Here is a 14,530-nt window from a genome sequence, read left to right on the forward strand (position 1 = left end):
ATCCGTCAGAAGTTGCGGTATAAAAGATCGATGGCTTTCGAACCTCTAAGGGTGGACGCCTGTAGCATCCACTTTCGAAAATCGCTTTCTGCAATAGAGGTTAGGTGGCCGGTAGGGGCATCATGTACGACGTTGAAATGCTCGTTAGAAACTACTTCGTCCATCGCACGTTTGCCCTCTATCGCCATTTTGTAACGTGAGCGACGCCGTACCAATGTACTGAAATTGAGCTCCATGTGTATCCACGGAGACAAGGTCTTTCGCTCTTCATTTACTGAATGCTTCAGCGAGATCGAATGCTCCGTGTTCATGAAGATGATCGTATCTGTCTGATCAATCATGCGCTGCAGGGCGGTGGTCAGGATCATGTGTATGTGCGCTGTCAAGCGATTACGCTCATCGTAATCGTAATCGATTTGACCTTGACGGCGGCGGTACTTGTCGATGGCCTTCAGCAAATCGTAGATCGAGCCCCAGACGCAAGAGTCAATAAATACATTCAGGCCGCACTTCTCTTGGAGCTCCAGTGCGATTTGGATCGCCTCGTTCGCGTCAGCGGAGGAATGAGACAAAAAAATGTCAGCCTTCACTGCCGGGAAGAGAGCCTCCAATATGAGGGACGCATCGAATGTGTCCTCGTCAATCATTAGCTGGGCGAGGTCGTCAACGCGCTTTTGGTTTGCATCTTTATAAGCATGGACTTTTGTGAAGTCTACGGGGTATGGGCCGGTGTTAATGCTCAGGTTGAAACCGCGATCCATTAAACTCTTCCTTAGTTACTGAAAATCCGTTCGCTATTCGGATCGATGCCTAGGATGCTGTTGAACAGCGAGAAATAGTCTCCTGACTCTTCAAGGGCCTGGATGGCTGGGTCTGATTGCGTACAGGGAAGGGTCGCCGTAGCGCCGCCGCCGGCTCGGACTGCGATCACTTTGGCGTCAGGGGATTTTTCTCTGAACATTTCATATTCGTCGATGATGCCCTTCATGCCGCCGATGAAAATACCGACCTCAAATTCGTTATCTTCCAGCATTCGCCGGCGCATAGACAAAATACTGTCTTTGAGTTCTGCTTCCTTGGGGATTACCCGAATGTCAGCAAATCCATGGTTCTCAAGAGGGAATTTGTCTTCAAAAAATGCGGATTGGTAAATGGTCACGCATTCAATGGTATTGAGCCCAAAGCTTCTGCCCGCGGCATAAACCATGGGTGTGATTGAAGGATGTCCGCCAAATACCAAGCGTTGTCGTCCCAGTGCCAGGAGCAACAGTGATCTTACCGCTATTTGTATTTGATAAGGGTGGCAAGAGTCAAAAAACTCTCTGCCATACGTCGGTACGCTGGCAGAAAGAAAAATTGATTTTTTCATTTGCGCCAGTCCGTAAATTTCCAGCCAGAGTCATAGGGCTTGATCAAGCGGACGTCTTTTTCCAAATAGTCACTTATCCATTCCATATGTGAAATCCACCTTCTCTCTTCAATACCCGCGTCATCATATACTACAGCTACAGGTGCGGGATGGTTGTCAAGCGTGGCGTCATGCAAGGTATATGTTGTAGGTACCCCGAGGGCAGGATAGACGTAGATCGGATCGCCAAATTTCGGCTTCACGGTAATGCTACGGCGCAGTGAGCATCCCTCAATCGTCGCTTGAGCACGCTTGAGCGATGTCCCGAAGGCATCCATCAGCACGTGATAACGCGTTGCTACCCCTTCCGCGCGCAGATCCTCAGCAGACCGGCATACCCGAGCTAGGCATTCATCGGTGAGTGAGACCCCGTCAGGCAGAAAATCGTCTGTGCCTAGACGCATATCCCGCGTGAACTGGCCGCGGTCGTCGAGACCTACATCAGGCCATCCTGCTCTGAGGATAGGGATGCCTCGAAAAACAGCGCGAGCGAATTCTGCAGTCGTCCATCGGCTATCAAAATAGCCAGGCGTGTCCAGGTAGATCATGACATCGCTGTCGCACAGCTTTTGCCACAGCACCTCCTGAAAGTGTTCCCCTGGCAAAATCTCGTGCGTGTCGAGGAAAACGTCGAACAACCGTTCTGAAAGCGCCGCATAGAGCTGTAGCGCTGCGGTGGTAGATTCCGTTCGTCTGTAGCTCAGGAAAACGCGTCGTTGCCTAGGCAAGAGCGAGGCGCATTCCAGCAAGCAGTTGACGATGGTCGGGATTTCCGATGAGTCCAGTCCTAGCCCGTTGAGGATCGATACTGAAGGAGGAAATTCCGCGGCCAGATGTCCGAGCTTCGACGCGACTGGGATGACGGGGACACCATCCTTCATCAATTTCGTAATGTGTACGTCCTGGCCATTAGGAAGAGGGAAACACAGGGCTGCGGTGCATTTCCCGTTGGCAACGCGGTACTCGTCAGGCGTACCTGTGTACCAGTCGACCTCAACGCCGAGGTTGAGTGACAGTACCGCGAGTTTCGCTTTCAAGGCTTCGTAGAATTCGTCAACGAAGCCTTCGGGAGGCGAGCCGAAAATAGCCAGATAGTAAGAGGCGTGCTGCATGGTGTTTCTCATTGGCAGAGTCGAGAGAGGGCGGTTAGTAACGCTTTCGGATCGCTATCGCTTCTTCGACCCACCTGCCAAGATTCTGAGAGATGGTGGCGTACCGTGTGGCGCTGTCATAGCCCGCTGGATCGTAAGTGCGAACGATGTTGGAAAGAGGGACATTGTCCACATTGAAGCCGGTGAACGGATTTGAACCGACTCTGGAGGTCTGGTTGTTGCGATCAGTTATGCCGTGAATGTAGACCCCGACCAGGCCCATGCCTTTGTTCCAGGCTTGCTCAATTTCGTAGTTGATCCATTTGCGTCCCGCAGTTTGTGAGCCGATTAGCACAATCGCGCAGGAGCAGCCGTTCATTTCGGCGGCAATCCAGTTTTTGATTGCCTGTTCGCTGCCATTTTTCACAGCTTCCCAGCCGTTGTCATAGGCCTCGCGGGCGCCATGGATAGCGCCGATCGAGCGAATCTTGGCCGCTCGCCAATTGTCGGCTTCGTAGTGAAAGCTGTAAAAGCAGTGGCGCATGATTCCATCTCCGCGCAGGTAATGCAGCACCGAATGCTCGGCGCTGCGAGGGCGTTGATATCATAGGGCCGCTACTCTTGGGGCGCTACATCACGATTGCAAAAAGGCTGGGTAGACTTAAGCGCTTGCGCTGGACGCGCGTGGTTGAGCGTGCGCAGTTCAAGTTACGCAGGTTGCTCGGCCTTACTGGCTTCCAAGCACTCGTAAACTTTCTTGAGCGCTTCCCGGCGCTGCTGCGCATCTGGGGCCTCCACCTTCGCAAGAAGCCAATCTGCGGCTGCGTTTAGCTCCATCACGCCCAGATCCTCGCCTGGACGAGCCTCAATCTGGCCGGTTCGTCGAACTCTGAGATTAAATCGGCTCGCTACCGAGGCGGGTTCGAGTCGTGATAACGTCGGAGCCACGAATTCATAGGGAGCGCCGTAATGGCAAAAGTGTTTTTCTCATACAGTCATGATGATGAAGCACTGCGCAATCAACTGGAAAAGCACCTTGCCTCCCTGAGGTACGAGGGGCTGGTTGATTCGTGGCATGACCGGCGCTTGGTCGCCGGCGAGATGGTAGACAGTGCGATCGATGCGCAAATTGATGCCGCGGATATCGTGTTGCTGTTGGTCAGTGCCAGCTTCCTGAGCTCTCACTATTGCTATTCGGTAGAGATGCAACGCGCACTGGCCCGGCATGCTGCAGGGGAGTGCCGGGTTGTGCCAGTCATTCTGCGCGCGTGTGATTGGACTCATAGTCCGATGGGTAAGCTACTAGCGGTGCCTCAGGATGGGAAACCAATCACCAGTTGGACGAACCCTGATGAGGCTTTCACTGATGTGGTACGTCAGATTCGAGTACTGATCAAGGAAATATCGCCTGGCAATCCCGGACGTGGTGCAGGGGCTCAATCACATCGACCATCTGCTGCCCATGGCGCCGCAGCGGACACGGTAATTTCGACGATGTTTGAGTCGGTGCGTTCGAGTAACCTGAGGCTTCGAAAAACCTTCACAGATTTCGAAATTGATCAGTTCGCTCATGATGGTTTCACTTACATCCAGCGTTTTTTCGAGAATTCATTAGCTGAGCTTCAGGCGCGTAACCCTGGGATTCAAGCAACATTGAGACGACTGAGTGACACGCGGTTCGCGGCTTCCATCTATCGGGACGGGAAGGTCGCTTCGGAATGTGCGATTGGGATGGGGGATGGTATCAGTCGGAACGGTATCACCTACTCGGCTCAAGTATCCTCAAATGGATTTAACGAAATGCTCTCCGTGAGCACGGATGACCAGTCGATCTTCTTCAAGCCTCTGATGGGATTCTCTCGGAATACTCGTGATGAGAAGCTGAGCCACGAAGGTGCTGCAGAGGCGTTCTGGGCGAAACTTCTTGAGCCTCTCCAGCGCTAGGCCAGTTGACCTTATATTTTCCGCGCGCCGTGGAACGGGTTTACTTGGACTTTCCACGGATCAGCATTTTCGGAGCGTGAGGTCACTGCCTCCAATTTGCTCGGGGTATGCTGCCTGAGGCACTGTACTTCGGTGTTAAGACGTAGCGACTACGGGTGGACACTTTTACTCTTGCAAATTCAGTTCGCTATCAAATCGTCGAGCGCCTGATCAGATTTATTAAATAGGTGAAGACACGCCTAAGATATTGACCTAAGATATGCCTACTGTTCGTCTAGTGATCTCTCGTTTTAAGGAGTTTTTATGTCTCGTTTGGTAGAATTTCGGCAGTTGGAGCAAAAGCTAGCAGAGCAGCTCGCTGAACTTGAAGCGATGAAGGGGAGCTCTGAGCTTCAGCATGAAATTGAATTCGAGAAAAAGCTGAGGGATTTGCTAGCGAAGTACAACTATAGCTTACGTGATGTCATCAATATACTCGACCCGCAAACTGGCCGTGTCAGTGTAGAACCTAAAGCAGCTAAAGCAACACGAAAGGCACGTGAAGTTAAGGTGTACAAAAATCCTAATAACGGTGAAATCATCGAAACTAAAGGTGGTAATCATAGACTTCTGAAAGAGTGGAAGGCTAAGTATGGGGCAGAAGAAGTTGAGACTTGGGTTTCCAAGTGAAATATGTGATTTGATCTGAATGCCCGAAATAAAGCCCCGGTACATGGGGCTTTATTTTATTAAGCGCGTGAGTTTATGTCTGGCTATTCAAGCGCTAGATTGTCAATTTTATGTTCGTAATATCGATTGGTTATATGGCAGGTGGCATAGAGGTCGTCCAGAACCTCTCCAGCATCAGTAAATTTCTTCGCCGCTAGGTCATGGTACCACTTGCTGAAGTCTGTGCCTTTTACAGATGGCAGATGCTCCTTTGAAATTTTAAACGCCATCTCATACGGCTGTAATTGCTTTGACTCGGTCATGTAGCTCTCAAATCCAGCGACACTCGGTAGAGATTTCTTATTTTTCAAGCGTGGCGGAAGCACCTGTTGAACCTGGGCGCTGAATTGAAGCTCGGCATAGATCCACGGGGAAAGGGTTCTATCGCTGACATCGTTTTCAAATGGTACTGATTTTTCCGTGCGTAGAAAAACAAAAGCTTCGGTACGCCAAATCATTTGGTGGATGGCGGCAGAAAGCAGCGTATGCACGGCTGCGCTCACTCTGACTATTTGAGAATCTCTCGTTTCGTTCTCGAGTGGGCTGGACTGATCAAGAATCAGTTCTATTAATTTCTCGGAGTGTCCCCAGACGCATGAGTCTACGAATACCCTGATCCCTTTATCTTTAAGAGAAAGGGCTAGCTCGATTGCTTTACTTTGATCGGCATGGGAATGTGAGAGGAAAATATCATAGTCTGATCGAGGAAATAGACTAGCGGAAATTTTCTCGGCATCGAGATGTTGAATGGTATGCGAAGTTGATGCAACATATTTGGCTAAGTCGTAGATATTTGCGTCGTTTAAAGCACTGAAGCTCCATACGTCGAGGTCGTCTTGGTGGGTTAGGCCTTGATAGTCTGTTAATTCGAAGCCAATAAACATGTTAAGTCCTTTATCAGTCCATTGTGATGGTGTACTTGAGATCTAATTGGCTGATCTTAGTTATTTCAGGAAGCGCACCCATTTCCCTTTACCTTGCGGGTCAAATAGGGCTAAACCACCACCTGAGGCTCGGTCGACTTTGTTGTAGAGTTTTAGATACTCGTTGCCGTAGTGGTGGCCGCTATTGTCGGTGGTAGGAATTATTGCAATTTTCTCGATTCGCTTTTTCCCATCGGCATACCCGATCTCCCAAGGGCACCAGCGAGAAGCCTGAGAGTTTTGAGTCGCGAGAAATAAAAACCAATCAGCGGCGACGATAGCATTCTTGATACGGCTAGCCGTTACTGCGTCGGGCGACTCAGGCATGGCTTTATCCTGCCAATCAATATACACATCCCAGCCCTCTCGACGTAGTGTCTCCTGGAGCCCCAACGCGAGCTTCATATCTTTGTGGCTATGGCTCAGAAAAGCAGTGGGTTGACCAGATCGTTTAGATACATGGCCCTGAGGGACACGTGTTGTAGCGCTGTAGAAAAGTTCAGATTGCCGAATCGCCATAGAGAAACGCCCTCAAAAAATAGAGGCAAAATGCCAGCTTTCTTGGGCTGCCACAAGATGCTGATCTTAAGCAGGAAGGCGAATGCGTCTGCTGACGGTCTCACCACCAGCTCAGCAGCAACGTGATGAAGCCATCCGATTTGGCTACCGTTCGTCAGGTGTATTCGGCTTTAATAGCCATAAATTGACTTGTTAAAATAAAACAAGTTTCAAGAGTTAAGATCCGCGCTAGCGTTAACCGTAATCTCTTGATTTTTCTAAGCTTGGGCCATTGTTGCGTGTATAACTGCGGCTCAATATGTGTATTGTGCAATATCATTATACCGTGGAAGCTTGTTTTATAGTTTAATTTTGATCGTCGCCCCTCTCGCTTGAAGGCCTTGAGCGCTCCTTGCATGGCTGCATTTTGCGGTTAAGCTGCGAGCACAGTAAATCATTTCATAGGGCCTTACATGGTGTCCTGGGAGGCGGCGTGTCAAAGAATAAATTAATTAGGATGCTTGCGATCGCAGTGTTTTTTCTGCTGATTAGTCTATGGTCGCATTCGGCTTATTGAGCCTTGGTTTGATAGCGTTCGCTTTAAGCCTAAGCGGACGTTGCTTTTTTGGAGTAATGGATGATGGACGCACGTATCGAAGGTCTGTGTGCATCAACGCGTATGCAGTGCTTATAAAGGGAGCCAGGTTTATTCTTGATTCTCTCTAGGTTTGAGCAGGTCGTTGTTGTACAGATGCCTAAGAGATAATTCGGCTAGTATCTGTGCATAGCTCATCATGAGACTCAGCAGGTCGCTCAGATTAAAAGTTGAAAAAATGCCGTATGTTGGGTCGGTGTGGCCGAGAAGGAAAACGTGCGTTTCTTCGCTGCTTTTCAGCTCGCCGAAAAATTTATTGGCTTTTAGTGATAGTGCTGGTTTGTCTCTATCATTGATGCCGCAATCTCTAAAGATGCGTTCAATTACCTTCTCTTTATTTTTGACTACGCCTGAGTTATGTACGATCAAGTGACGCAGTTTCGATATTAAGCAGACGTCAAAACCAACATGGCAGTCAAGTTTGTTTTTGGTTTCAATTTTTCTTAGTTCGTCGAATTTATTTCGGAAACATGCGAGGATGCTGTTTGGTTTGCTTTTCTTGATGGCTACTTGGCTTAAGAACCAGTCAAAGTCTTTCGTGGGTAAATCAGAGCGATGAGTGTTTTTGTAGTCTGAAACAGGCCAGAAATCGTAGTCGACGTAGCCCATTCCAGCGTAGAGGTTCTCAAGAAAATCTTCGAACCCCTCGTAAGCTTCTGCCAATACCCACTGGTAGTGTCGGTTTTTATGGATGTGAGCTGACCTAATCTGATCGTCTAAAAATAAGCGCTTTGCACCATAGGTCTTGGCGTGGCCTGTTCTTAAATCATGATAGATCATGTGATGGACAGAGCGAGGGATATCCTCCATTCCCAATTCTTTCTCACGTTCCTTCTCTTCCTTCAGCTTCTTGAGTTCACTGTCAAAGCGGGAACTGATTGCGCTCCTCAGTGCGCTAGCCTCGGTCATCCTATTTTTTAGTGCATCCAGGGCGTCCAAGATTTTTTGTGCTTTCTCAGGCTCTTTCATAGTGCATCCTTGTTGGCTTTCACGCCATTCGTTTGAGTGTTCTCAGTCTGCTACCGGTGACATAGGTATTCGTAACAACGGGTAAAGGGGGGCGATACACACTGCGTGCGTCGCGGGATAGGGCATTTTACGAGAAGCAGTGAGAGAAACGTCCACTCTGGTGGTAGGCTTCTCGTGGCCTGAGCCTTGAATGAGGCACCGCATTTGAGCCTACAACCACCCTTCATCTGGTGGATGGGCTTTGTCGCACAGAATGGAGATTTGTTGTAGTGGATGCCCCAAAGCCTGACGCATCAGCGGATGAGACCGTTGAGCCATTGTTTTCTAAAAGTCTGGTGCATCGCCTGGTCAACCGGCTACTTGATGCCGCAGGCGTGCAGCAGGCATCTGCTTGGAGAGCAGGTCGTGTCGTGGGGCGAGAGGACGGATATCAGTCAGGATTGAAAGTAGGTCAGGCAGCGGGTGTCGCTTTAGGAAACAAGATAGGGCATGCACGCGGTCTTGGTGCAGGGCGCGCTGCTGGACATGAGGAGGGTCGAGCCCTTGGCTTTGAGGAAGGGCAGATAGCAGGGTTTAAAGCTGGCCACCAAAAGGGATTTGACGAAGGCAAGCTGGTCATTGAGGTTCAGGCTGGCCCCGAACCCACGACTGGTGCTCCAGGTATCCGGGAAGACCAGCTCTTTAAAGATTGGCGCTTCCCAATCACGGAGGAGTTGGAGGCACAAATCAGAGCTGACGTTGCTGATCGATTGCCTAAGCAGCCGCCTTCAGCCGATCAGTGGAAGATGATCTTGTCCAAAACGCCCACCACATCTGTGGTTGCCGGCGCGGGGAGTGGCAAGTCGACGACGATGGTGTTACGGCTTCTGGTGTTGAGGCACTACTTAGGAATCGATTTTTCGAACCTCACCGTAGTCACCTTTACCGTTGAGTCTAAGAAGGATTTTGCTAAGAAAGTCCGAGAGGTTTTCAAGCTTTGGGGCTATGACATCTCGCATGATGACTCGCTGAAGATCGTACGTACCTTCCACTCACGGATTTTGTCCTTTGCTCGATGCCTGCCAGGCATGAGTCAAGTGCAGCCTTTCGAATTCCTGGAAAAGGACGGCACGACGAAAGAGAAAGGCTCCATGTTTCAAGTGAAGATGGGCGAGCCCCAGCTGGAGCTGATGAACGAATGCTACATGCGTCTTTACGACAAGAATCCCGAGTTCAAAACGCTCATCGGTAAGCTGTATCGTCACGCACTGGCGATGGAGAAGGTCAACGCAGATAGCCCTGACGCGCTGAAGGCGCAAAGGCAGGCGCGCGACTTGGCCAAGGCTGACGAAGACATATGCGACACCCTAGAGCAGCTGTGGCGCGCTGCGGGCAAATGGCCGATCGAAGGTATTGAGCCTTCGCGCAAGGTGATTCAGCTTCTTGGCCAGGACTTCCAAGTCAACGGCTACATTCCTGAGCTGGATGCCTTTGTCATTTTGGGGGTGGATAAGTCGGAACCAAGTGATTTGAAGGCAAAGGAGGGGCGCTTTCCCTACCTCACCGCGGACGTCAAAAACAAGCGAATCCTCTTTCAGGCTCATTGCTCTCGGCCAGTCATCTACCTAAAAAGCTATGTCGAATCGGCCAGTCCGATAGAGGCAATCCGCAGCTTGGTGAATACCTGCCCAAAATTTACCTATAAGCTCGAAGGTGACATTGCTCCTCAGTACATCACGGAGGCGTTCTACAGCGCCGCATCGTACATGGAGAATCTCGGCCTGGATGTTTTTGAGGCCATCAGGGCCATGCGCCTACGCAAAGACGATGCGGATCGTGACTTCTTCCATGCCCTCGCGATCTACTGGAACGACTTCACACGGATGCTGTTCAACATGACTCCGCCGGTGATGACCTTCAACACGATGTTCTCCATCTTCAGCGAACGTAAGCCCCATAACCTTCGGGCACTGACACCAGATGTGCTGCGACCGATGACCACATTGCTGGTCGACGAGTTTCAGGATGTCGGCGCCAATACCATCTCCTGGATACGTGCGACGTTTGCCGAAATCGAGCGACGGAATTTGAGGGTTCCCACCAACGGTTCACCGGCGTACGCCTCGCTCATGGCCGTCGGCGATGACTGGCAGAGCATATATGGTTGGCGTGGCAGTTCTCCGCACTACCTTATCGACTTTGACAAGGTCTTCGAATCACCAGAGCCCAACCGGGTGCTTATGCAGGAGAACCACCGGTCTCACCAAATGGTGATTGATGCCGCGGAAGAAATCGTAAAGCGTACCCCGGGTGGTGTACCTGGCAAGCGGGGGGTTGCGAAAAACCAGGCTGTGGCAGAGCATCAGGTACCAGTCGAAGTGCGCGAGATGGATTGGAATCAGATCGCAGCCGATGTTGAGCGACACTACGATGCAGGTGATTCGATCCTCGTCCTGACACGCTCAAACTCCGTGAAGGAAGAGGCGCGCGACGCGCTGGAGGATCTTCGTGAACGAGCTAGGCTGGAAAGGCGCTCAGACCAGATCAAGTTCCTGACCTACCATTCTGCAAAGGGATTGCAAGCCAAAGCTGTTTTCCTGCTGGGTGATTGCGATCTCAAAACGTCCTCTCCGTCCAAGAATGACCTTTACGCTCAGGCTGGCCTCAATCGCCCGGGTGATCCTTGCGGATACGACACTTCGCAAGGCGAGGAAGCCTTGCGTACAGCATATGTAGCGATTACCCGAGCGATTACCTATTGCTACTGGTACCTGGATGATGGGTCTAAGCCGGTGATCGAGAGGGCTAGCCGTCATATCAACGCGGCTCAGCCGTACTGGAATCGGGTGAACGCTCCTGTTCCGGACGCTGCCAGCAAACCCAAAAGGCCAGCTAAGCAGCCTGGCAGTCGAGTTCACTGAGTGCCTTCGAGTGATGGCGAATCTGGAGCAAACAATTGGACGAGCATCTCATTCGATTTCTAGAAGGCGACGATCCGTTGATGCGAGTGGCGATTGACGCGCTCAAACGTTATCACGAGGCTGTGGATGCTTTAGCCCCTGAGGAAGAGGTAGTGCATCTGAAGAACGAAGCGGAAGCGCTCTTTCAGGCTGTGTCCGATTACCTATTCCGCGCGACCGGAGGTCAAGCAGGGACGCTGCACTGAGCGTACCGGCCGAGATAGGTGTGGTTTCTTGGGTGAGGGCTAAGTAGTCGTTTCGAGTGATGAAAAGCCTCGAATAAATGGAAGCTTCGAAGGGGAAATCATGGGAAAACATCAGCACCTTGTCGACCTGGCGCTTGGTGGGGAATTGCCCAAGCTTGCGATCGAATTTTTCATCGTGTTCTCTAGATTCGAGTGTGCCCTCAAGCGGTCTGCGGACTATGCAGCGCCAGGCGGTAACGTGAAGGTACACGCCAATTGGGATGCTTTCGCGAGTGATCTCGGAACAGGCTTTTTTGAAGAGGTACTTGCTCAGGGTTTAGCTCCAGAGCTGGTGCACAGGCCGCCCAAGCTACAAGTGCTGCTTCCCCATGGAGGTGGGCTAGGGTGGCGGGACACCGCTGCGGTGACCAACTCTGTGGAGCTTTTTCTCGCAATTCGCCGTGCTCGCAACAACCTGGTGCATGGAGCTAAGTACCGCGACCAAGCCACGGGGCAGGTAGATCTCATTGAGGGATCTGAGCGTGATGAGAGGTTGCTGGATCAAGCGTTGGCAGTGCTTGGCCTAGCGCTCGAACGACATGCAGAAATCCAGCGTTATTTCCAGCCGTACTGAGCTGTAATAGCATGCAAGGCGTAAAAGCAATGGTGCGAGGTATGCACTATCGAGTGTTCGAGAGGAGAGTGGAAACAGTGGAGTTTTCAGCGCTCCTGCACCTAGCTGAGCGCGTATTTGGTAACGAACGCAAAGATGCGGCGTGCCTGAGGTCGCCACTTAAGGTTGTCGTTTAGGGCGCCGCAATGGTGGCCCTGCCTCAACAGGGTGGGAGGGAGAGACATGCCCTATTGCATGCTGCTCAGTCCTGGTAGGCCACCTTCGTGTTCCAATGTTTCGAGCTCACCTTTAGTGTGCTGATAAGATCTTTAGCCGGTCAGCAGCCGTCTTCGCTCAGCGTTGGAGCCAATTGCGTCAATGAGCTCCGTTTGAGATCCGCGCTTAGCTGTTCGAGCTTGTCTAGAGTAATGCTTGGCCTCAGTCCAGAGTGACAGGCCTAGCGAGTGATTTTGAACGACATTTCCTACCAGGCTCTCTGGGCACCGGCTTCAGGCTGCAGTGCCGGCCATCCTGTCACCGCAAGAGTGGATTGACTGAGCAGCACCAAAACGCTTAACTGTATACATATACAGTATGAGTACTTTCCATATGGTGACCATCCTCGGCCCACTTGAACCCAGCGGGGCAAAGCTTCCGCTCTTTTCCTTCCATGTGCCAGCAGGGTTTCCATCGCCGGCAGCCGATCACCTCGAGAAACGCATTTCGCTCGATGAGCTGCTCGATGTCCGTGCTCCGCATATTTATCTGGTACGCGTAGAAGGGGACAGCATGATCGGCGCCGGCATATACCCAGGCGATCTCGTCATAGTCGACCGTTCCATCGAGGCGGAACCTGGCCATATCGTGATCGCCGCGGTGAACTGCGAACCGCTCTGCAAGCGCCTTGCTCGAGACGGCAGCCAAGTGGTGCTCAAATCCGAGAATCCACGTTACCCATCTCGGTACCTGCTCGAAGGGGAGGAGCTGCAGGTGTGGGGTGTGGTGACCTACAGCGTGCGAAGCCATGACAAAGCCTGAGCGGGTCTTCGCTCTAATCGACTGCAACAGCTTCTACGCGAGCTGTGAGCGTGTATTTCGCCTCGACCTCCGCACCAAGCCTGTTGTCGTGCTCAGCAACAACGACGGCTGCGTGATCGCACGGTCGGCGGACGCCAAGCCCTGGATCAAGATGGGCGAGCCGTACTTCCAAATCAAAGACAAGCTCCGCAAGCATGGCATCGTCGCGTGCTCGTCGAACTACGAGCTATACGGCGACATGAGTGAGCGGGTAATGACCGTCATCGAGTCCATGGTGCCGGCGGCGGAGGTATACAGCATCGACGAGGCTTTCGCTGAGCTCACGGGCATGCCTGGCGACCTCGAGCGCCTGGGCCGGCAGATCAGAGCGGAGGTCTATCGGCGGACAGGTATCCCTGTTGGAGTTGGCATCGCCTCAACCAAGACCCTCGCGAAGCTGGCAAACCACGCTGCGAAGAAATGGCAGAGCCACACTGGTGGTGTGGTTGACCTGCGCGATGACGTGAAGCGCAACTGGGTGCTCAAGAAGTGCGATGCGTCGGACGTCTGGGGAGTTGGCCGGCGCATGACGGCGCACCTGGCGGCTATGGATATAAGGACTGCGTGGGAGCTTGCGCATGCTGACGCCTGGGCACTCCGGAAGCAATTCAGTGTGGTGATCGAGAAGACAGCCAGGGAGCTGGCCGGCACCACGTGCCTCGAGTTGGACGAGCCTGACCCACCCAAAAAGGAGATCTGCTGCAGCCGCATGTTCGGTACCAGGCTTACTGAGCTGGCTCCAATCAAAGAGGCGGTGGCTACCTACACATCCAGGGCTGCCGAGAAGCTCCGTGCCCAGCAATCGCTCTGCAAACGGCTACGGGTGAGCATCCGCACGGGCATGTTCAACCCCGACGAGGCGAAGTACGCAAATGGCGTCCTGGTCGAGCTGCCCTATCCAACGGACGACACGCGTTTGCTGACAAAAGCAGCGCAGGAGGGCGTGGAGCGGGTGTTTCGGGATGGCTTCCGCTACAGCAAAGCCGAGGTGCTGCTGCTTGACCTCAGCCAGCCGAACGAAATTACGGGTGATCTGTTCGCCGCGGCTCAGCCGGTGGCGACCGAGAAGCTCATGGGTGTGCTCGATGCGGTGAACGGTAGGTGGGGCAGAGGGACGATGCGACTAGCGAGTGTCCCTGTCAATCCAAGCTGGGGTATGCGCCGGGAAATGATGAGCCAAAGCTTCACTACACGGGTTGATGAGCTTTGGACTGCCTATTGCAAGTGAAAGGCTAGGACAGAGGTAGGTTTGTTGTTGAGTGTTTCGTTTCTGCTGCTGAATGCCTGACACTGCAACCTGAAGTTAACAAAGGGAAATCGATCTATGAAGGCATTTTGTAATGCACTGCGCGCAACTGCTGCCCAATGGAGAGCAAGGCATGAGGAGTGCCGGGGCGGGATTGTGATGATCTGGGAAGGAGATGCATACGCTTGGAAAAATGAGGTTCGAGATCCTCAATGCGAACGACCAGGCGTATACGCGGTTGATGAGGAGGGAAAAATCTTTATCGCGGTAGGAG

The 14,530-nt window shown here is 52.1% G+C and carries 14 protein-coding genes; 7 read left to right on the top strand and 7 right to left on the bottom strand.

What is annotated here, in order from left to right:
- Positions 1-5: 5 nt before the first annotated feature.
- The 4 genes from AC3WL2_RS08375 to AC3WL2_RS08390 are packed head-to-tail and all read right to left on the bottom strand — an operon-like array spanning position 6 to position 3,073.
- Positions 6-761, bottom strand: a complete 756-nt coding sequence (locus AC3WL2_RS08375) for a toll/interleukin-1 receptor domain-containing protein (RefSeq protein WP_102682623.1) — start codon at positions 759-761, stop codon at positions 6-8.
- Positions 762-772: 11 nt separating this feature from the next.
- Entirely contained in the window at positions 773-1,369 is a 597-nt protein-coding gene (gene thcA, locus AC3WL2_RS08380; protein ID WP_146022604.1) for a Thoeris type III anti-phage system protein ThcA, read from the bottom strand.
- Positions 1,366-2,520 carry a Thoeris type III anti-phage system protein ThcB4 gene (thcB4, locus tag AC3WL2_RS08385; RefSeq protein WP_158247494.1) on the bottom strand — a complete coding sequence of 385 codons (1,155 nt, stop codon included), beginning with the start codon at positions 2,518-2,520 and terminating at the stop codon, positions 1,366-1,368. Before thcB4 ends, thcA begins: the two co-directional genes overlap by 4 nt.
- A gap of 34 nt (positions 2,521-2,554) precedes the next feature.
- Positions 2,555-3,073 carry a TIR domain-containing protein gene (locus AC3WL2_RS08390; protein WP_207238334.1) on the bottom strand — a complete coding sequence of 173 codons (519 nt, stop codon included), beginning with the start codon at positions 3,071-3,073 and terminating at the stop codon, positions 2,555-2,557.
- A gap of 395 nt (positions 3,074-3,468) precedes the next feature.
- Between AC3WL2_RS08390 and AC3WL2_RS08395 the strand changes: the two genes are divergently transcribed.
- Both AC3WL2_RS08395 and AC3WL2_RS08400 read left to right on the top strand, forming a co-directional pair.
- A complete protein-coding gene (locus AC3WL2_RS08395; protein WP_102682620.1) occupies positions 3,469-4,443 on the top strand; it encodes a toll/interleukin-1 receptor domain-containing protein in 975 nt (324 codons plus the stop codon).
- Positions 4,444-4,746: 303 nt separating this feature from the next.
- Complete coding sequence (locus tag AC3WL2_RS08400) at positions 4,747-5,112, top strand: histone-like nucleoid-structuring protein, MvaT/MvaU family (RefSeq protein ID WP_102682619.1); 366 nt, start codon at positions 4,747-4,749, stop codon at positions 5,110-5,112.
- A gap of 83 nt (positions 5,113-5,195) precedes the next feature.
- Here the strand turns inward: AC3WL2_RS08400 and AC3WL2_RS08405 are convergent, their stop codons facing one another.
- From AC3WL2_RS08405 to AC3WL2_RS08415, 3 genes are all read right to left on the bottom strand, one after another.
- Complete coding sequence (locus AC3WL2_RS08405) at positions 5,196-6,035, bottom strand: toll/interleukin-1 receptor domain-containing protein (protein ID WP_102682618.1); 840 nt, start codon at positions 6,033-6,035, stop codon at positions 5,196-5,198.
- Between the two features lie 60 nt (positions 6,036-6,095).
- The gene (locus AC3WL2_RS08410) at positions 6,096-6,593 is read right to left on the bottom strand and encodes a toll/interleukin-1 receptor domain-containing protein (protein WP_102682617.1); all 498 of its coding nucleotides are present in this window, start codon (positions 6,591-6,593) and stop codon (positions 6,096-6,098) included.
- 685 nt (positions 6,594-7,278) lie between these two features.
- On the bottom strand, positions 7,279-8,196 hold the full coding sequence (locus AC3WL2_RS08415) for a hypothetical protein (RefSeq protein ID WP_102682616.1): 918 nt from the start codon (positions 8,194-8,196) through the stop codon (positions 7,279-7,281).
- Between the two features lie 269 nt (positions 8,197-8,465).
- On the opposite strand from AC3WL2_RS08415, the gene AC3WL2_RS08420 reads away from it, so the two are divergent.
- The 5 genes from AC3WL2_RS08420 (at position 8,466) to umuC (ending at position 14,238) form a co-directional block, all read left to right on the top strand.
- On the top strand, positions 8,466-11,096 hold the full coding sequence (locus tag AC3WL2_RS08420) for a UvrD-helicase domain-containing protein (protein ID WP_146022603.1): 2,631 nt from the start codon (positions 8,466-8,468) through the stop codon (positions 11,094-11,096).
- Positions 11,097-11,131: 35 nt separating this feature from the next.
- Positions 11,132-11,341 carry a hypothetical protein gene (locus AC3WL2_RS08425; protein WP_102682613.1) on the top strand — a complete coding sequence of 70 codons (210 nt, stop codon included), beginning with the start codon at positions 11,132-11,134 and terminating at the stop codon, positions 11,339-11,341.
- Between the two features lie 100 nt (positions 11,342-11,441).
- Entirely contained in the window at positions 11,442-11,954 is a 513-nt protein-coding gene (locus tag AC3WL2_RS08430; RefSeq protein ID WP_102682612.1) for a hypothetical protein, read from the top strand.
- Positions 11,955-12,542: 588 nt separating this feature from the next.
- Positions 12,543-12,971, top strand: coding sequence for a LexA family protein (locus AC3WL2_RS08435; RefSeq protein ID WP_029886617.1), 429 nt, complete (start codon positions 12,543-12,545; stop codon positions 12,969-12,971).
- A complete protein-coding gene (gene umuC / locus AC3WL2_RS08440; RefSeq protein WP_102682611.1) occupies positions 12,958-14,238 on the top strand; it encodes a translesion error-prone DNA polymerase V subunit UmuC in 1,281 nt (426 codons plus the stop codon). Before AC3WL2_RS08435 ends, umuC begins: the two co-directional genes overlap by 14 nt.
- The last annotated feature ends 292 nt before the right edge of the window (positions 14,239-14,530 follow it).

Source organism: Pseudomonas sp. FW305-96, assembly GCF_058783825.1.